The organism is Streptomyces ficellus, from assembly GCF_030406405.1.
Lineage (GTDB): Bacteria > Actinomycetota > Actinomycetes > Streptomycetales > Streptomycetaceae > Streptomyces > Streptomyces ficellus_B.
Map to the genome: position 1 here is coordinate 1 of NZ_JAUEPL010000057.1, position 17640 is coordinate 17640.

Genomic DNA, 17640 nt, shown 5'->3' on the forward strand with positions numbered 1-17640 from the left:
GGCCTCGCCCGGAGCCCGGGCCGACCGGCCCGGCGGGGCCGACCGGGCGAGGCCGTGGCAGGGCGATCGGGCGGCGCAGCACGGCGTGGGCGACGCTCGCCGCGCCGCCCGCGAGGACCAGGGCCAGGAAGGGCAGCGCCTGGATGACGTACATGGCGGGCAGGTAGCCGGAGGGGCGCATGGCGACGACCGCCAGGATGGCCACCGCCAGCGCCGGTCCGGCCAGGGCCCGCGCGGTGACCGACATGGGGGTCCCCCCTGCTCGGGCGGAGCCGAGAGCTCGGGGGAGGATGGTGAGCAGGAGGAGGGCGGCGCCGGCGAGGCCGCCCAGCGGCAGCACCTGGTCGTAGTACAGCCAGGACTGGAGCACGTCGTGGGAGCCGGTGCCCTCGGCGAGGATGAAGCCGGAGCCTGGGCGGCTCATCTGGTAGGTGATGCCGTCCCACAGCGAGACGTGTCCCTCGCCGGGCAGCAGCTCGCCCTTGAGCAGCGCGAAGAGGGGGTAGGAGAGGCCGATCAGCACGCAGGCGGTGATCGCTCCGGTGACGGCGAACTTGCGGGTGTCCCGGTGGCTGTGGCGCCACATCGTGATGAGCAGGGCGGGCAGGACGACCAGCATCGTCTCCTTGGTGAGGACGCCGACGGCGGCGGCGATCCCGGCCCCGAAGTGGTGCCAGAGATGTCTGTTGGGCGAGGCGGCGAGGCAGAACGCCAGCAGCATCCACATCACGGCGAGGTTGTCGAGGAATATCTCCCGCTGGAGGACGACGGACAGCGGGGACAGCCCGAACAGCGCCATGGCCAGGCCCGCGGCCCAGCGCGGCAGCCACAGGCGGCGCGCCAGCACGTACAGCAGCACCGCGGAGGCGGCGCTGATCAGCAGCATCGCCACGCGCATCGAGGCGACCGTCATCGTCTCGGGCGCGATGAGGGACGGTATCCAGGTGAGCAGGGCGAGCTGCATCCAGCCGAGCGGCGGGTGGTCGTACCAGTACGTGTAGTGGGCGATCCCCCGGCCGTTCTGTACGGCCCAGGCCTGGGCGAGGTAGGTGCCCTCGTCGTCGCTGAGCGTCGGGTAGTGCTGGATGTTCCAGCCCTGGACGAGGAGGATCGCCGCGAGCAGCACCCCGCACAGGATCAGGTCGGGGGGTGAGCTGCGGAAGCGTATGACGGGCCGGGTGACGAGCCGTCTGTTGTCGCGCTGCGCCGGGACGCCGACGACCTCGGCCGTCGCGGGGCCGGCGGGGCTCGCGGGACTCGTGGGGCTCGCGGCGGGAAGGGTGGCGGTCATCGGGTGGCTTCCTCTCGTACGAGGTGCGCGCCGACATGGCTGGTGAGTTCCCACTCGTTGCGGCCGCGCTGCTCGCGCCAGACGGCGCGGAGCGCGGCGCCCGCCAGCAGCACCTGGTAGAAGGGCCCGCCGACGATGAGCTTCAGGTAGTGGACGAGCCGGACGCGCAGCCCGTACTGCTTGCCGAAGTCGTGCAGTCCGACGATCTCGAAGACGAACGTCACCATCGCCGTCAGCAGGGGCAGGAAGGTGATGACGGCGATGCCGATCGGAACGTCGAGGAAGAGCGCGACGGCCACGTTGAGCGGGATGATCAGGCCGCTGAAGGCCTGCATGAACGGGGTCATGAGGGTGTAGCGGGCGAGCATCCGCTGCCCGAGGGTGGGCAGTTGCTTCCAGTCCTTCTTGCGGTAGACCTGGAGGAAGCCCTGGTTCCAGCGGGTGCGCTGCTTGAGCAGGCTCATCAGCGTGCCGGGGGTCTCCTCGCGGGTGACCATGTCGGCGTCGTACGCGACGACGACCTTCTTGCCCACGCTGGACAGCCGCACGCCCAGGTCGCAGTCCTCGGCGAGGCAGTTCGGGTCCCAGCCGCCGGCCTGGCGCAGCACATCGGTGCGTACGAAGACGGTGTTGCCGCCGAGCGGGATGAAGCCCTTGGCGGCGTGCAGGTGGAGGCGGCTGCGGAACCAGAAGAAGTACTCCAGGCAGTTGCGCAGGGAGTACCAGCTGGAGTGGAAGTTGATCAGCTGGACGCCGCCCTGGACGACGTCGGCGCCGGTGGCGGTGAAGGCGTGGTCGACATGGGCGAGGAGTTCGGGGTGGACCTGGTCCTCGGCGTCGAAGACGCCCACGACGTCACCACGGCAGTACGGCAGGGCGGTGTTGAGGGCCTTGGGTTTGTTCTTGGCCTCATGGGTGTCGACGACGACGCGTACCCGGCCGGGGTCGCGGGCCGCGGCCCGCTCGGCGACCTCGGCGGTCTCCGGGTCGTCGTGCCCGACGATCACGATGATCTCGAAGGCGGCGTGACGGGACTCCAGCAGCCGGTCGATCGTGTGCTCCAGGACGAGCTGTTCGTGCCGGGCCGGCAGCAACAGGGAGAACGACAGCCCCTGTTGTCCGTCAGGGCTCGCGAAGCGTGTGGCGGCCAGCGTCTCGGGCGTACGCCAGGCGTGCATCTGCCACCACAGTGTGAAGGCGGCCATCCAGAAGAGCGCCAGTGAAATGGCGGCGACGGACACGGATACGGGCACGGAAGAGCTCCCCCCTACGACCCGTCGCGGCGGGAGCGGTCGCGCCCTGGTGGCACCCCGCCGCGGCATGGGTCGTTCCCCGGAAAGACATGGTCACAGGCCGTTCGCGGCAGGTCCCCCCTGGCCGTCGACGCCCTCGGTCGACATCCGCACGCACCCTCCCCAGAACACGTGCGGAGTCTTCACTCCTTATGTCGAATGAGGATAGGGGTAGAGACTGACAATCAGACCGCGTCCCGATAAAAACTGTGATTCCGACGTCAGTTCGTCAATTTCCGGGCGAGGTCCGCCGGGTCCGTGGTAGGCGCGTCGCAGGTGAAGTGGCGGCAGACGTACGCGGCGGGCCGCCCGTCGACCAGCGGACGGTCCCGCAGCAGCGGGAACTCCGCCTCGTCCCGGTCCGCCTCGCCGCCGTCCGCTTCGCCGCCGTCCGGTTCACTGCCGTCCGGTTCACTGCCGTCCGCTTCGCCGCCATACGGTTCGCCGAAGGCGACGACGGCGCCGGGGGCGGGGGCGAGCAGCGCGGTGCGGTGCAGTTCCCTGGCGGCCGCGTCGCCGGGGGAGCCGACGACGGCGATCTCGCGCGGCCCGTCGAGCAGCGCCTCGGCGACGGCGAGGCCCCAGCCGATGAAGCGGGGCGCGCGCGGCCCGAGGGCCTTGACCACGCCGAGGGCGGCCTCGGCGGCGCTGCGGTGGGCCTCGGAGCCGGTGTGGGCGGCGTACGACAGCAGGGCGCCCGCGGCGGCGGTCCAGCCCGAGGGGGCGGCGTTGTCGGTCGGGTCCTGGGGGCGGCGGATCAGTCGCTCGGCGTCGTGCGCGGTGTCGTACAGAGAGCCGTTCTCGCCGGTGAACTGGTCGAGCACGATGTCGAGGAGGAACCCGGCGAACTCCAGCCACACGCCTTCGCCGGTCACCGCGGCCAGCGCGAGGAACCCCTCGGCCACGTCCCCGTAGTCCTCCAGGACCCCGGCGTTGGCTCCCACCTGCCCGTCCTTGGAGGTGCGGGCCAGCCGCGCCCCGGTGTCCATATGCACCCTGACGAGCAGGTCGGCGGCCTCGGTGGCGCGTTCGACGAGGTCCGGCCGGTCGAAGTAGGCGCCGGTCTCGGCGAGCGCCGCGATGGCCAGTCCGTTCCACGCGGCCACGATCTTGTCGTCGCGGCCGGGGCGCGGCCGCTGTTCGCGGGCGGCGAGCAGCCGCTGCCGGACGCTTTCGACGCGCTCGGCGTCGGCGACCCCGGCGCCCTGCGGGAGCTGCAGGACGGAGGCGCCCTCCTCGAAGGTGCCCTCCTCGGTGACGCCGAAGTGCCGGACGGCGTACGCGGCGTCGTCCTCGCCGAGGATCTCGCGCAGTTGCCCGGGCGTCCAGACGTAGTAGGCGCCCTCCACGTGCTTGCCCGTACCGTCGTCGGAGTCGGCGTCCAGCGCGGAGGCGAACCCGCCTTCGGCCGTGCGCAGTTCGCGCACCATGAAGTCGGCCGTCTCCAGGGCGACGCGGCGGGCGAGGTCGCTGCCGGTGGCCCGCCACAGGTGCGCGTACACGCGGCACAGCAGGGCGTTGTCGTACAGCATCTTCTCGAAGTGCGGCACGACCCACTCGCGGTCCACCGAGTAGCGGGCGAACCCGCCGCCGAGCTGGTCGTAGATCCCGCCCCTGGCCATCGCCTCGCACGTGTCGGCGGCCATCTGGAGGGCGCCCTCGGCGTGGGTGCGGGCGTGGTGGCGCAGCAGGAACTCGATCACCATGGACGGCGGGAACTTCGGCGCCCCGCCGAATCCGCCGTACCGGTCGTCGTAGTCGCGGGTGAGCCCCAGCAGCGCCTGCGCGAGTTCCTTCTCACCGGGCGCCCCGGCCCCACCGAACGCCAGGGAGCGCCCGGACAGCTCGCGCACGATGTTCCCGGCGACCTCGTGGACCTCCTCTCGCCGGTCCGCCCAGGCGACCGCGACGCCCTGGAGGACCTGGTCGAAGGAGGGCATGCCGTGGCGGGGGGCGGGCGGGAAGTACGTACCGAAGTAGAACGGTTCGGCGTCGGGCGTCAGGAACACCGTCATGGGCCAGCCGCCGTGGCCGGTCGCGGCCTGTACCGCCTCCATGTACACGGCGTCGACATCGGGCCGCTCCTCGCGGTCGACCTTGACGGGGACGAAGTGCTCGTTGACGTACTCGGCCGTCGTCTCGTCCTCGAACGACTCGTGCGCCATGACGTGGCACCAGTGGCACGAGCTGTATCCGATGCTGAGCAGCACGGGCACGCCGCGCCGCCGCGCCTCCTCGAACGCCTCCTCCGACCAGGGCCACCAGTCGACCGGGTTGTCGGCGTGCTGGAGGAGATAGGGGGACGTCTCATGAGCCAGTCGGTTCGGCATAAACCCATCCTGCCGGATGTGTACCTCACGTGCCTCGGGCCTCCGGAGGTTATCCACAGCCCCTCGCGCCGATCAGTCGTACGGCGGACACTTGTCGCGGAAGCGATCGGTCGCTTGCGGAGGGGGACGCGGATGACGCGGATGCGGGAGAGCCATCGCGCGGAGGCGCAGCGGCTGCTGGCGCGAGCCGTGGAGGACGAGGTGCGGCGCTCCGGCGGCCGGGCCGACCGGGGTGTGCTGCTGGCGCGGGGCAGGGCGGCGCTGGAGACGATGGCGGCGAGCGCGGCCGAGGAGTACGCGGCGTACGTGGCGGCGCTGGAGGAGGCGCGGGCGGGGCAGGTGTCGCTGGCGGAGCGGTTCACCCGCGAGGCCGTGGGCGCGCCCGCGCTGGTCACGGCGGTCGCGGCGGTGGCGGCGATCGGCGCGGACATGGCTTTGGGTACGGCGGCGGGCACCGCGCTGGGCGCCGGTGCGGTGGTCGCGGTGGCCGGGGCGGCGACGACCGTCCTGAAGGTGACCGCGGCGCACTGGCCGGCCGCGCACCGCAGGGCCGGGGCGCGGGCCCGGCCCGGCGGCCCGGAGCGGCTGCGGCTGGAGTGGCTGACGGCGCTGGAGGTACGGGGCATCCGGCCGTTCCTGGACCAGCAGCGGATCCTGGCGGCGGCCACGGCGCGCACACCGGCCGACACGCCGCCGCCGTTGCGCGGGGTGGACCGCGGCGCGGTCGCCCGCCGGCGCACGGTGCTCGAGCAGTCCTTCGGGCACCTGCCGGAGGCGGGTGAGCCGTTCGCGGGGCGGCGCGCGGAGCTGGAGCGGATCGCGCGCTGGGTGCGGGCGGGGCGGGCGGCGACGCGGACCCGGCCGACGGTGGTCGTGCTGCACGGCGAACCGGGCGCGGGCCGGACCGCCCTGGCCGTGCGGGCCGCGCACCAGCTGCGGGACCTGTTCCGCGGGGCGTGCCTGGTCGACATGCGGGGCGCGGGCGTCGGCGAGCGGCCGTTGCCGACGCGGGACGCGCTGCTGCACCTGCTGAACCGGCTGGGCGCGCCGCGCGAGCAGCTGCTGTCGCGGGACCGGTCGTCGGCGCAGCAGCAGGTGCGGCGGCTGGCGGAGCTGTACCACCAGCATCTGACGGGGCTGCCGGTCGTGGTGGTGCTGGACGACGCGCGGGACGCGCAGCAGGTGCGGACGCTGATACCGGAGCGGTCGGAGAGCCTGGTGCTGGTGACGGCGCGCGGCCCGCTGGAGCTGGGCGAGGACGTGCCGGCGTGGGTGCACCAGCTGCCGGTGACGGGGCTGGACGCGGCGGGCGCGGAGGAGCTGCTGCGGGACGCGGCCGGGGACCGGGAGCGGGGCGGCCGGGAGCCGGGCCCCTACGACGCGGAGGCGACCGGGCGGGTGCGGGAGCTGTGCGCGGGGCTGCCGCTGGCGCTGCGGGTGGCGGGCTCGGCGGTCGGGGCGCGCTCGATGGCCGAGGTGGCCGCGCTGCTGGAGGCGCGGGACGGCGGCCCGGTCGAACGGGCGGTCGCCGCGCGGTACTTCACGGACCTGGACGACGGGCAGCGGCGGCTGCTGCGGCGCCTGGCGCTGGCGGGACCGGCGTCGCTGGGCGCGGCGGCGGCAGCGGCCCTGCTGGCGGCCGGGGAGGAGGAGGCGCGGGCACGGCTGCGGGAGCTGGCGCGGGCCGGGCTGGTGGAGCGGGCACGGGGCGACCGGTTCCGGCTGCACGACACCGTGCGGGCGTTCGCGGCACAGCGGCTGCGGGCCGAGGAGGACGCCGGGGAGGTGGCGGCCGCGCAGGAGCGGCTGATCCGGGCGTACGCGGAGCTGGCCGACGCGGTGATCCGCATGGTGGACGGCAAGATGTCGACGCGGGCGGCCCGGTTCGGCGGGCACGGGTTCCCCTCGCTGGACGCGGCGCTGCGCTGGCTGGACGACGAGTCGGGCTTCATCACGGAGGCGCTGCGGCACGCGGAGGGCGTGAGCCGGCAGACGGTGCTGGACCTGCTGGGCGCGCTGTGCGACTACTGCCTGCTGCGCGGTGACCTGTACCGGCTCGGTGAGCTTCAGGAGCTGACGGGCGGCGCCCTCCCGCCTCCTGGGGGTCCCGCCCGGTCGGGCGAGGCGTCGGGCGAGGCGTCGGGCGGGGCCGGCAGCCCGGGGCAGGAGCCGGGAGCGGGGGAGGCCGGCCAGGGGCCGCTGATGCGGTCGGTGCAGTGGCGGACGGGTATAGCGGCGCGCCAGCTGGGCGAGCTGGACACCGCGCGTACGACGCTGACGTCGGTGGTCTCGCTCTACCAGGAGGCGCGGCAGGACGCGGGGGCGGCGCTGGCGCTGTGCTCGCTGGGGATCACGCTGCACCACCAGGGCAACCTGCCGGAGGCGGCGGCGAGGCTGCGGGAGGCGCTGGAGTTGCAGTCCTCACCGGAGCTGGCGGCCGACCGCGCCTGGACGCTGCACGCGCTGGCGGCCGTGGAGCGGGACCGTGCCAACATCGCGGAGGCACTCACCCTGCTGGACACGGCGCTGGCGCTGCACCGGGAGAGCGAGTCCCTGCACGGGGAGGCGTGGACGCACTTCCAGTCGGGCCAGGTGCGGCTGCGGCTGGGTGACGTGCCGCGCGCCGAGGCGGCGCTGCGCACGGCGCTGGAGTTGTACGAGCGCACGCACGACGCCCGCGGTCAGGCGTGGGCGCTGACCCAGCTCGGCCGGGCCAGGCTGGTGGACGGCGATCCCGAGCCGGCGGCCGAGCAACTGCGTACGGCCCTGGCCCGCCACCGGGACAACGAGGACGCCCGCGGCGAGGCCTGGACGCTGTACTACCTGGGCCAGGCGCTGGAGGACCGCGGTGACGTGGACCAGGCGGTACGGGAGCTGGAGCGGGCCCGCACGATGTTCTCGCGGATGCGTGACGTGTACGGCCTGGCGTGCGCCCGCCACCACTCGGGCCGCGCCACCCGCGATCAGCGCGCCGCGCAGACGGGCAACCTCCGCAACTCCGGTTTCGCCCGGCAGCTGCTCGCGGACGCCCGCGCGGACTTCCGCCGTATCGGCGTGGCCCACGGGGAGGCCTGGACGTGCCTGGAGCTGGCGATCATCGACGCGGGCAACAGCCGCGCCCCGCAGGCGCTGGCCCTGTGCGACGAGGCGATCGCCCTGTTCGCCTCGTACGACGACCTCCGTGGCGGTGACTGGTCCCGCTTCCTGCGCTGCACCCTGCTCCCGTACGCCTCGCCGGGCGGCGTGGAGGTGGGCACGGTCGTCGCCCAGCAGGAGCTGGCCCAGCTGGCGGACGCCAAGCACCCGAGCCGCGACCCGCGGCTGGAGGACTGCCTGGCGGCCTGGTCCCTGGTCCTGGAACGGGGCATACGCCTGGAGTCGCCCTGGCAGGCCTGGCCCCTGGGGCTGACCCCGGACCGCCACGCGAGGGAGGTGATGGGCGTCCCGACCACGTCGCCCACCCCGTCATCGTCATCCGACGCCCCCACGCCGTCCTCGGAGTCGCCGGCCCCGTCATAGCGAGGGCCCCTCGCCGCCCTAGGAGTCGCCGGCCCCGCCCCCCGAGTCCCCCACGCCATCTTCGGAGTCGCCGGCCCCGTCTTTGGAGGCACCCTCGCCGCCCTCCCAGTCGCCCACCCCGCCCTCCCAGTCGCCGGCCCCATCCGGGAGGCGCCCGACCCGTCCTGACGCGCCCGGCCGGGGCCGGGGCAGCACGCCGCCCGGCCTCCCACCGGGAGGTCGGGGCGGGCGATGGGTCACTCGGCGTTCTTGGGGGCCTTCGCCGCGGGATCGGGAGCCTCGGGGGACGCGGGAGCTTCTTCGAAGTCGACCTTGCCCATGTGGCGGTTCATCGACTTCATCAGCAGCCATACACCCGCGGCCATGACCGCGAAGACGATGAAACCGAGGACGCCTGGGGTCACCTTGTTCTCGTCGAGCTCCTTGGCGAGCGGGACGAGCTGGGTCAGTGCCTGGTGTGCGCTCATGTCAGGCATTGTCCCGGATGCCCGCGAAGAGGTCGTCCTCGGGGAGGGAGGTCTCGACGACGGACTTGGCGAGCTCGTAGTCCTCCGTCGGCCAGACCTCCTTCTGGATCTCCATCGGAACGCGGAACCAGCCGCCGTCCGGGTCGATCTGCGTGGCGTGCGCGAGCAGCGCCTTGTCGCGAATCTCGAAGAAGTCGGCGCACGGGACGTGCGTGGTCAGGGTCCGCTCGGCGCGCTCGAACTCCTTCCAGCGCTTGAGCCACTCCCCGTACGGCGACTCCAGACCACGGGCCAGCAGCGCCTCGTGCAGGGCGACCGTGCGGGGGCGGTTGAAGCCCTGGTTGTAGTAGACCTTCAACGGCTGCCAGACCGGCCCGAACTCCGACTCCGGGTACTTCTCCGCGTCCGCCGCCCCCTCGAAGGCCACCATCGTGATCTTGTGGGTCATGATGTGGTCGGGGTGCGGGTAGCCGCCGTTCTCGTCGTACGTCGTGATGACCTGCGGCCGGAAGGAGCGGATGGACCTCACCAGGCGGCCGGCCGCCTTGTCGACGTCCTCCAGGGCGAAGCAGCCCTGGGGCAGCGGCGGCAGCGGGTCGCCCTCCGGGAGGCCGGAGTCGACGAAGCCCAGCCATTCCTGTCTGACGCCGAGGATCTCGCGGGCCTCGTCCATCTCCTTGCGGCGCACCTCGTGGATGTTCTCCTCGATGTACGGGTCGCCCTGGAGCTTCGGATTGAGGATGGAGCCGCGCTCGCCTCCGGTGCAGGTCACGACCAGCACGTCCACCCCCTCGGACACATACTTGGCCATCGTCGCCGCGCCCTTGCTCGACTCGTCGTCGGGGTGGGCGTGAACGGCCATCAGTCGCAGCTGCTCAGTCAAGACTCGATCCTCATGATTCGTCGCGTCGGGCGGCTTCTATAGTGACGGAATCGGCGAGCGGAAAATTCCGTCGCTCGGGATGCGAAAGGACGATCATGAGCGCGGTACGGGAAGGACTCCCCGAGGGCCGTTACGGCCGCTCGGCGGACGAGCGCGCCGACCGCAGGCTCAGGATCGTGGGCGCGGTGCTGGGCGCCGCGCTGGTGGCGATGGTGGGCTGGTTCGGGTACGACTACGTCGCCGGCCAGAAGGTCAGCGCTGAGCTGATCAAGTTCGACGTCTCGGCCGACGACCGGGTCCAGGTGCACCTGGAGGTGCGCAAGGACAAGGACGCCAAGGGCTTCTGCACGCTGCGCGCCCTGGCGCGGGACGGCGGCGAGGTGGGCCACAAGGACGTCCGCTTCGACCAGGCCGCCGACCGGATCGACCAGGTCGTCACCGTACGCACCACGGCGAAGGCGACGAGCGCCGAGCTGCTGGGCTGCACCGCGCAGTAGCGACACGCAGTTGCGACGGCGACGCGCGGCAGCGACATCGACGCGCGGCAACGAGGGCAAACCGCCCGGATTCGGCGCATGGATTCGGGCGTGACCTGCGGCGATAAAGATTGTGTGCCTTTCGTCCTCCCCCTTCCCCGCCGAAATTGTTAGGCTCGTGGTTTCGCCCACCCGGGAAGGCACAATCCTTCTGGGTAGGGCGATGCTTTGTATTCCCAGTACCGACGAGGAGCACCTGTGACCCAGACCAGCGAGAACGTCACCTGGCTCACCCAGGAGGCGTACAACCAGCTCAAGGCCGAGCTGGAGTACCTGTCTGGTCCCGCGCGAACCGAGATCGCCGCCAAGATCGCGGCTGCGCGCGAGGAGGGCGACCTGCGCGAGAACGGCGGGTACCACGCGGCCAAGGAGGAGCAGGGCAAGCAGGAGCTGCGCGTACGCCAGCTGACCCAGCTCCTGGAGCACGCGAAGGTCGGCGAGGCTCCCACGGAGAGCGGTGTCGTCGCGCCCGGCATGGTGGTCACCATCGCCTTCGACGGCGACGAGGACGACACCCTGACGTTCCTCCTCGCCTCGCGCGAGTACGCGAGCTCCGACATCGAGACGTACTCCCCGCAGTCGCCGCTCGGTTCGGGCGTCAACGGCAAGAAGGTGGGCGAGGACGCGGAGTACGAGCTGCCGAACGGCAAGAAGGCGTCGGTGACGATCCTCGACGCGAAGCCGTACTCGGGCTGACACGGACGCCGAAGGGCCGGGCCGCACACACGCGGCCCGGCCCTTCCCGCGTTATGCCGCAGAGCGGTACTTGCGCACCGCCAGCGTGCGGAACACCGCGATGATCAGCAGCGACCAGATGACCGACGCCAGCACCGGGTGCTCCATGGGCCAGGCGCTGGAATTCGAGGCGCCCGGGTTGCCGAACAGCTCGCGGCAGGCCTGCACGGTGGCGCTGAACGGGTTCCACTCGGCGATGTGCCGCAGCCACGGCGTCATCCGGGACGAGTCCACGAACGCGTTGGACAGGAACGTCACGGGGAACAGCCAGATCAGCCCGCCGGACGTGGCCGCCTCGGGTGTACGCACGGACAGGCCGATCAGCGCGCCGATCCAGGAGAACGCGTACCCGAGCAGGAGCAGCAGCGCGAACGCGCCCAGCGCCTTGGGCACGCCCCCGTGGATGCGCCAGCCGACGAGCAGGGCGACGACCGCGAGGACGACGATGGTGAGCGCGGTCTGTACGAGGTCGGCGAGCGTACGGCCGGTGAGGACCGCGCCACGGGCCATGGGCAGGGACCGGAACCGGTCGATGAGGCCCTTGTGCATGTCGTCGGCGATACCGGCGCCCGAGCCGGCGGTGGCGAAGGTGACGGTCTGGGCGAAGATGCCGGCCATCAGGAAGTTGCGGTAGACCTCCGGGTCCGTGGTGCCGCCGATGTTCATCGAGCCGCCGAAGACGTAGCTGAACAGCACCACGAACATGATCGGCTGGATGAGCCCGAAAATGATCACTTCGGGGATCCGGGACATGCGGATCAGATTGCGCCGGGCGACGACGAGGGAGTCGGCGACCGACTGGGCGATGCCGCCGCGCGGCTTGGGGGCGGTGAGCCGGGGGACGGTGTCGGACACTGCGTTCACTTCGCGCTTCCCTTCCGGTCGCCGATGCCCGGGTCGCCGTTGTCCTCGTCGCTCAGCTCGGCGGCGTGGCCGGTGAGGGAGATGAACACGTCGTCCAGGGTGGGGCGGCGCAGGCCGATGTCGTCGATCTCCACACCACGGGTGTCCAGTTCGCGGATGACCTCCGCGAGCAGCTTGGCGCCGCCGGTGACCGGGACGGTGAGCTTGCGGGTGTGCGTCTCGACGGCGACGTCGCCCTTGCCGAAGCCGGCGAGGACGGCGCGGGCGGGGTCGATCTGGTCGGGCTGGTGGACGACCACCTCGACGCGTTCGCCGCCGGTGCGGACCTTGAGCTGGTCGGCCGTGCCCCGGGCGATGACCTTGCCGTGGTCCACGACGCAGATGTCGTGCGCGAGGTGGTCGGCCTCCTCCAGGTACTGCGTGGTGAGCAGCAGGGTCGTACCGCCGGCGACCAGTTCCTGGATGACCTCCCACAGCTGCTGCCGGTTGCGCGGGTCGAGGCCGGTGGTCGGCTCGTCCATGAACATCACGGGCGGCGAGACCACGAGTGCGGCGGCGAGGTCGAGGCGGCGGCGCATGCCGCCGGAGTACGTCTTGGCGGGGCGGTCGGCGGCCTCGGCGAGGTTGAAGCGTTCCAGCAGCTCGCCGGCGCGTACCTTCGCGGCCTTGCTGGACATCTGGTAGAGCTGGCCGACCATGTGCAGGTTCTCGCGGCCGGTGAGGTACTCGTCGACGGCGGCGAACTGGCCGGAGAGGCCGATGGCCCGGCGGACTTCGTTGGGGTGCTTGAGCACGTCGATGCCCGCGACGACCGCCTTGCCGCTGTCGGGCCTGAGCAGTGTGGTCAGTACGCGGACGGCGGTGGTCTTCCCCGCGCCGTTGGGGCCTAACAGCCCCAGGACCGTCCCCTCGGGGACGTCGAGGTCCACGCCGTCCAGAGCCCGTACGTCGCCGAAGGTCTTCACCAGACCTTCGGCGTGGATTGCGCCTGGCATGTGGGTTCTCCCAGTGGTGGCTGGTGCGAATGCCCAGTGTGTGACTCGGGCCCCACACACTAACGCGATACATCGCGCGACGGACAAGGTATTTACGGCGGCCGGCCGGGACCGGCCGCCTGCCCGCCGACGGCTGCGCGCACAGCGCTACGCCATGACCGTGTAGCCCGCCTCGCGCAGCGCGGTCGCGACCTCCTCGCAGTGTTCCGGGCCCTTCGTCTCCAGGTGCAGTTCCACCTCCGCCTCCGTGAGCCCCAGCCGTGGATCGGTCCGTACGTGACCGACGTCGATGACGTTGGCGTCGACCACCGTCAGCACGCCCAGCAGCGTCGCGAGCGCGCCCGGGCGGTCGGTCAGCCGCAGCCGCAGGCTCAGGTACCGCCCCGCCGCCGCCATGCCGTGCCGCAGGATGCGCTGCATCAGCAGCGGGTCCACGTTCCCGCCCGACAGCACCGCCACCACCGGCCCGCCGAACGTCTCCGGCGCGGTCAGCAGCGCCGCGACCGGACTCGCCCCGGCCGGCTCCACGACCAGCTTCGCCCGCTCCAGGCACAGCAGCAGCGCCGACGACAGGGCGTCCTCGGACACCGTGCGCACCTCGTCGACCAGTTCCCCGACGATCCCGAACGGCACGTCCCCGGGGCGCCCCACCTTGATGCCGTCCGCCATGGTGGCCGCACACTCCACGGTCACCGGGCGGCCCGCCGCCAGCGACGGCGGATAGGCCGCCGCCGCCTCCGCCTGCACGCCGATCACCCGCACGTCCGGCCGCAGCGCCTTCACCGCGACGGCGATGCCCGCCGCCAGCCCGCCGCCGCCGATGCCCACGATGATCGTCCGTACCTCCGGGCACTGTTCGAGGATCTCCAGGCCCACGGTGCCCTGGCCCGCGATGATGTCCCGATGGTCGAAGGGGTGGATGAACACCGCGCCCGTCTCGTACGCGTACTCCTGCGCGGCCAGCAGCGCCTCGTCGACCACGTGCCCATGCAGCCGCACGTCCGCCCCGTACTCACGGGTCGCCGCGACCTTCGGCAGCGGGGCGCCCACCGGCATGAACACCGTGGAGCGCACGCCCAGCAGCGACGAGGCGAGCGCGACGCCCTGCGCGTGGTTGCCGGCCGACGCCGCGACGACCCCGGCCGCCCGCTCCTCGGGACTCAGGCCGGAGATCCTTACGTACGCGCCTCGCAGCTTGAACGAACCGGTCCGCTGGAGGTTCTCGCACTTGAAGTGCACCGGCGCCCCCACCAGCCGCGACAGGTGTCGGCTGCCCTCCATCGGCGTCATCCTGGCGACACCGGACAGCATCTTCTGCGCCCCCCGGATGTCGTCGAGGATGAGGGGGTGTGAGGGGTGTGGCGTACCGAAGCTCATGACGCCAAGTCTCGCAGCTCATCACGTTTGTGCAGCGCTGGTACGGACCCGCACAGGTCCGCGTACTCTGTCCCCCACCAACCGACCACCACCGCACGATGGAGCCCCGCAGCCATGCCCACATCTCAGGACATGACGACTCCTGCGCCTGTCTCCCGGGGGACCACCCCCGAACCCCCGGGCGCCCCCGGTCTCCTCGATGCCCTCCAGCACCAGGTGGCCGTCTTCGCCCGGCGGGCCGAGCAGACCCGCCTCGGCGGCACCGGCCAGCTCCGCAACTCCATGGACCGTGCCGCCTACCTGCTGCTCAACCGCCTCGACCAGGAAGGCCCGATGGGCGTGAAGGCGCTGGCGGCCGGGATGGGCATCGACTCCTCCACGGTCACCCGCCAGGTCGCGCCGCTGGTCGACACCGGCCTGGTCAAGCGGACCTCGCACCCGGAGGACGGCCGCGCGGTCGTGCTCCAGCTCTCCCCGCGCGGCCAGGCCCGGCTGGAGGAGGTCCGCTCCTCGCGCCGCGAGCTGATGGCCCAGGTGACGGAGGGCTGGACCGAGGAGGAACGCCAGTCGTTCTGCACCCTGCTGACCCGCTTCAACTCGGCGCTCTCCGCCCGGCAGGCCGGCCTCCCGCCCGCCGACACGGACCCGACACCGACCTCCTGACCGCGACCGGCCGTCCGCCCCGCACCCGGGCACCCCGCGCCCACCGCCCACGCACCCGGGCACCCCGCGCCCGCCGCCCACGCACCCGGGCACCCCGCGCCCGCCCACGCACCCGGCGCCACGCACCCGTCACCACGCGCCGGCACCACCCTCGGCGAGGGGCACCCGCGCCGGGTGCCCACGGCACGCCTAGCCCAGCGCCTGGCGCAGGTCCGCGAGCAGGTCGTCCGCGTTCTCGATGCCGACCGACAGCCGCACCAGGTCCGCCGGGACCTCCAGCAGCGAGCCGGCGACGCTCGCGTGCGTCATCCGTCCCGGGTGCTCGATCAGCGACTCGACGCCGCCCAGCGACTCCCCCAGCGTGAACAGCTTCGCCCGGTCGCAGACCTCGACCGCCGCCGCCTCGCCGCCCGCGACGCGGAAGGAGATCATGCCGCCGAAGCTCTTCATCTGCTTGGCGGCGACCTCGTGGCCGGGGTGTTCCGGCAGTCCGGGGTAGAGGACCTGGGTCACCTTCGGGTGCTGGCTGAGCATCTCCGCGACGCGCGTGGCGTTCTCGCTGTGCCGGTCCATGCGTACCGCCAGCGTCTTGATGCCGCGCAGCACGATCCACGAGTCGAAGGGACCGGCCACCGCGCCCATCGCGTTCTGGTGGTACGCCAGTTCGTCGCCGAGCGCCTCGTCGGCCGTCACCAGCGCGCCGCCGACGACGTCCGAGTGGCCGCCCATGTACTTGGTCAGCGAGTGCACGACGACGTCCGCGCCGAGCGCCAGCGGCTGCTGGAGGTAGGGGCTGGCGAAGGTGTTGTCGACGACCAGCCTGACGCCCGCCGTGCGCGCCACGTCCGCGACCGCCGCGATGTCCGTGATGCCGAGCAGCGGGTTCGACGGGGTCTCGACCCAGATGACCTTCGTACGGTCGGTGATCGCGTCCCGTACCGCCGCCGGGTCGGAGGTGTCGGCGACCGACCACTCCACGCCCCACCGCGCGACGACCTTCGCGAAGAGCCGGAACGTGCCGCCGTACGCGTCGTTCGGGATGACCACGTGGTCGCCGGGCGCCAGCAGGGCGCGCAGCAGGCAGTCCTCCGCCGCCAGCCCCGAGGCGAAGGCCAGGCCGCGCCGCCCGCCCTCCAGCGCCGCGAGGTTCTCCTCCAGGGCGCTGCGCGTCGGGTTGGCGCTGCGGCTGTACTCGTAGCCGCCGCGCAGGCCGCCCACGCCGTCCTGCTTGTAGGTGGACACCTGGTAGATGGGCGGGACGACCGCGCCGGTCAGCGGGTCGGCGGTGTTGCCCGCGTGGATGGCGCGGGTCTCGAAACTCTGGTGGGTGTGCTCGTCGCTCATGGGGCCCGAGCGTAGTCGGGGGCGGCCGGGAGCACCGGGCGCGTCCGGGACAATGGCGGTATGGAGATTCTCTGGTTCCTGTTCGCGGTGGGCCTGATCGGTGTGGCCGTCGTGCCCTGGCTGATGCGCCGCCGTGCCGGTATCCGCCTGGCCGAGCCCGGCTCGCCCGACGCCGCCGACCCGAGCGCGTACGGCTTCGTACGCCAGGAGCACCTCGACGTACGCCTGCCGGGACCGGACCAGGACCTCCTGGACGTGCTGGACCTCGTGCAGCGCACCCAGGACTGGCGGGCCGCCTCGCAGCTGCTGGCGGGCACCGACAAGGACGGCGAGGTGCGCTGGCAGCGGGTGCAGGCGTTCGCGGGCGCGGCGTCGCTGGAGCTCCGGCAGCAGCCGGGCGTCGGCGGGGCGTGGCTGCGGGCGTGGCGCGCCGAGAAGCCGAAGGACCCGGGCGGGGCGCAGGTGCACGCCGAGTTCCTGGTGCAGCAGGCGTGGCGGTCGTCGGCGGCGGGCAGCGACGACTTCCGGATCATCCTGGAAGAGGCGCGGACGGTGTGCGAGGAGGCGGCCCTGCTGGCGCCCGGCGACCCCGTCCCGTACATCGTCGAACTGGCCGTCGCGCGGGGTCTTGGCTACTCGCACGAGCAGTTCGACCAGGTCTGGGCGAAGATCATGGACCGCGCGCCGCAGCACATGGGCGCGCATCTGGCGGCGCTGCACTACTGGTGCGAGAAGTGGCACGGCTCCCGGCAGGACGCGGACCGGTTCGCGACGGCCGCCGCGGCGCGCGCCCCGCAGGGCTCGCTGCTCGCCGCGCTGCCGCTGTTCGCGGTGTTCGAGCACCTGCCGGAAGTGGCGCTGGTACGGGACTTCTACGGCACCGAGGTGGTGTCCAAGGCCATGGAGGGCGCGCTGTACGCGGTGCACTCGGCCCGCCCGGACGACCCGATGCTGGCGCACGTACGCCACCTGCTGATCCACTTCCTGGTACGGGCGGAACGCTGGTCGGAGGCCATGCGGCAACTGGTCCACGTCGACGGCCATATCGGCGCGCTGCCGTGGACGCTGAGCGAGGACCCGGCGGCGGAGTACGCGGTGTACCGGGCGCTGGCGGTGGCCGGCTACGAGGCGAACGGCGGCAGCCCGGCGACGCTGCTGCACTGAGCGGTGCGGGCCGTCGGTGCCGTTGGGTCGGTGCCGTCGGCTCGGCACCGACCGGGCGGTGCCGACCCGGTGCCGACCCGGTACCGCCCGCCTCCGGCGCCAAACAGCGCCGCGCCCCTCGCACCGCGCCCCTCCCGCCGCGCCCCTCGCGCCCCCGGCCCCCGGTCCGGGGCCGGGGCG

14 protein-coding genes are annotated in these 17640 nt (G+C 72.7%); 5 read left to right on the forward strand and 9 right to left on the reverse strand.

Features of this window, described 5'->3' with window-relative positions; genetic code table 11:
• The 3 genes from QWM81_RS27130 to QWM81_RS27140 all read right to left on the reverse strand — a co-directional run.
• The coding region (locus tag QWM81_RS27130; protein WP_290115028.1) for an ArnT family glycosyltransferase at positions 1 to 1291 on the reverse strand (1291 nt) is incomplete at its 3' end.
• Positions 1288 to 2496 carry a glycosyltransferase gene (locus tag QWM81_RS27135; protein WP_435372467.1) on the reverse strand — a complete coding sequence of 403 codons (1209 nt, stop codon included), beginning with the start codon at positions 2494 to 2496 and terminating at the stop codon, positions 1288 to 1290. The genes QWM81_RS27130 and QWM81_RS27135, both read right to left, overlap by 4 nt.
• Positions 2497 to 2804: 308 nt before the next feature.
• The gene (locus QWM81_RS27140) at positions 2805 to 4913 is read right to left on the reverse strand and encodes a thioredoxin domain-containing protein (RefSeq protein ID WP_290115031.1); all 2109 of its coding nucleotides are present in this window, start codon (positions 4911 to 4913) and stop codon (positions 2805 to 2807) included.
• 141 nt (positions 4914 to 5054) lie between these two features.
• Here QWM81_RS27140 and QWM81_RS27145 point away from each other — a divergent pair, with 141 nt between their 5' ends.
• Positions 5055 to 8432, forward strand: a complete 3378-nt coding sequence (locus QWM81_RS27145) for a tetratricopeptide repeat protein (protein ID WP_290115065.1) — start codon at positions 5055 to 5057, stop codon at positions 8430 to 8432.
• A gap of 236 nt (positions 8433 to 8668) precedes the next feature.
• Here QWM81_RS27145 and QWM81_RS27150 read toward each other — a convergent pair whose 3' ends face one another.
• Positions 8669 to 8908: a hypothetical protein gene (locus QWM81_RS27150; RefSeq protein WP_290115032.1), complete on the reverse strand. Its 240-nt coding sequence runs from the start codon at positions 8906 to 8908 to the stop codon at positions 8669 to 8671.
• Entirely contained in the window at positions 8901 to 9782 is an 882-nt protein-coding gene (mca, locus tag QWM81_RS27155) for a mycothiol conjugate amidase Mca (RefSeq protein WP_290115033.1), read from the reverse strand. Before mca ends, QWM81_RS27150 begins: the two co-directional genes overlap by 8 nt.
• Positions 9783 to 9877: 95 nt before the next feature.
• Here mca and QWM81_RS27160 point away from each other — a divergent pair, with 95 nt between their 5' ends.
• Both QWM81_RS27160 and greA read left to right on the forward strand, forming a co-directional pair.
• Positions 9878 to 10279: a DUF4307 domain-containing protein gene (locus tag QWM81_RS27160; RefSeq protein ID WP_290115034.1), complete on the forward strand. Its 402-nt coding sequence runs from the start codon at positions 9878 to 9880 to the stop codon at positions 10277 to 10279.
• Positions 10280 to 10516: 237 nt separating this feature from the next.
• Positions 10517 to 11014 (forward strand): transcription elongation factor GreA, encoded by a 498-nt coding sequence (gene greA, locus QWM81_RS27165; RefSeq protein WP_290115036.1) that lies wholly within the window; start codon positions 10517 to 10519, stop codon positions 11012 to 11014.
• A gap of 51 nt (positions 11015 to 11065) precedes the next feature.
• Here the strand turns inward: greA and QWM81_RS27170 are convergent, their stop codons facing one another.
• The 3 genes from QWM81_RS27170 to ilvA all read right to left on the reverse strand — a co-directional run bounded on the left by QWM81_RS27170 (position 11066) and on the right by ilvA (position 14289).
• On the reverse strand, positions 11066 to 11917 hold the full coding sequence (locus tag QWM81_RS27170; protein WP_290115037.1) for an ABC transporter permease: 852 nt from the start codon (positions 11915 to 11917) through the stop codon (positions 11066 to 11068).
• Complete coding sequence (locus QWM81_RS27175; RefSeq protein WP_290115038.1) at positions 11914 to 12912, reverse strand: ATP-binding cassette domain-containing protein; 999 nt, start codon at positions 12910 to 12912, stop codon at positions 11914 to 11916. Before QWM81_RS27175 ends, QWM81_RS27170 begins: the two co-directional genes overlap by 4 nt.
• 147 nt (positions 12913 to 13059) lie before the next feature.
• Positions 13060 to 14289 carry a threonine ammonia-lyase gene (ilvA, locus tag QWM81_RS27180; protein WP_290115039.1) on the reverse strand — a complete coding sequence of 410 codons (1230 nt, stop codon included), beginning with the start codon at positions 14287 to 14289 and terminating at the stop codon, positions 13060 to 13062.
• A gap of 114 nt (positions 14290 to 14403) precedes the next feature.
• Here ilvA and QWM81_RS27185 point away from each other — a divergent pair, with 114 nt between their 5' ends.
• Positions 14404 to 14952, forward strand: a complete 549-nt coding sequence (locus tag QWM81_RS27185) for a MarR family winged helix-turn-helix transcriptional regulator (protein WP_290115040.1) — start codon at positions 14404 to 14406, stop codon at positions 14950 to 14952.
• Between the two features lie 189 nt (positions 14953 to 15141).
• Here the strand turns inward: QWM81_RS27185 and QWM81_RS27190 are convergent, their stop codons facing one another.
• Positions 15142 to 16296 carry a cystathionine gamma-synthase gene (locus tag QWM81_RS27190; protein WP_290115041.1) on the reverse strand — a complete coding sequence of 385 codons (1155 nt, stop codon included), beginning with the start codon at positions 16294 to 16296 and terminating at the stop codon, positions 15142 to 15144.
• Positions 16297 to 16356: 60 nt separating this feature from the next.
• On the opposite strand from QWM81_RS27190, the gene QWM81_RS27195 reads away from it, so the two are divergent.
• The gene (locus tag QWM81_RS27195) at positions 16357 to 17460 is read left to right on the forward strand and encodes a hypothetical protein (RefSeq protein WP_290115043.1); all 1104 of its coding nucleotides are present in this window, start codon (positions 16357 to 16359) and stop codon (positions 17458 to 17460) included.
• Positions 17461 to 17640 lie beyond the last annotated feature (180 nt).

What these genes read in the sequence shown, in the direction of transcription:
- QWM81_RS27135 (WP_435372467.1), bottom strand. Translation starts at nt 2,496, where the DNA reads ATGGCCGCCTTCACACTGTGGTGGCAGATGCACGCCTGGCGTACGCCC.
- QWM81_RS27140 (WP_290115031.1), bottom strand. Translation starts at nt 4,913, where the DNA reads ATGCCGAACCGACTGGCTCATGAGACGTCCCCCTATCTCCTCCAGCAC.
- QWM81_RS27145 (WP_290115065.1), top strand. Translation starts at nt 5,055, where the DNA reads ATGCGGGAGAGCCATCGCGCGGAGGCGCAGCGGCTGCTGGCGCGAGCC.
- QWM81_RS27150 (WP_290115032.1), bottom strand. Translation starts at nt 8,908, where the DNA reads ATGCCTGACATGAGCGCACACCAGGCACTGACCCAGCTCGTCCCGCTC.
- QWM81_RS27160 (WP_290115034.1), top strand. Translation starts at nt 9,878, where the DNA reads ATGAGCGCGGTACGGGAAGGACTCCCCGAGGGCCGTTACGGCCGCTCG.
- QWM81_RS27175 (WP_290115038.1), bottom strand. Translation starts at nt 12,912, where the DNA reads ATGCCAGGCGCAATCCACGCCGAAGGTCTGGTGAAGACCTTCGGCGAC.
- ilvA (WP_290115039.1), bottom strand. Translation starts at nt 14,289, where the DNA reads ATGAGCTTCGGTACGCCACACCCCTCACACCCCCTCATCCTCGACGAC.
- QWM81_RS27185 (WP_290115040.1), top strand. Translation starts at nt 14,404, where the DNA reads ATGCCCACATCTCAGGACATGACGACTCCTGCGCCTGTCTCCCGGGGG.
- QWM81_RS27190 (WP_290115041.1), bottom strand. Translation starts at nt 16,296, where the DNA reads ATGAGCGACGAGCACACCCACCAGAGTTTCGAGACCCGCGCCATCCAC.
- QWM81_RS27195 (WP_290115043.1), top strand. Translation starts at nt 16,357, where the DNA reads ATGGAGATTCTCTGGTTCCTGTTCGCGGTGGGCCTGATCGGTGTGGCC.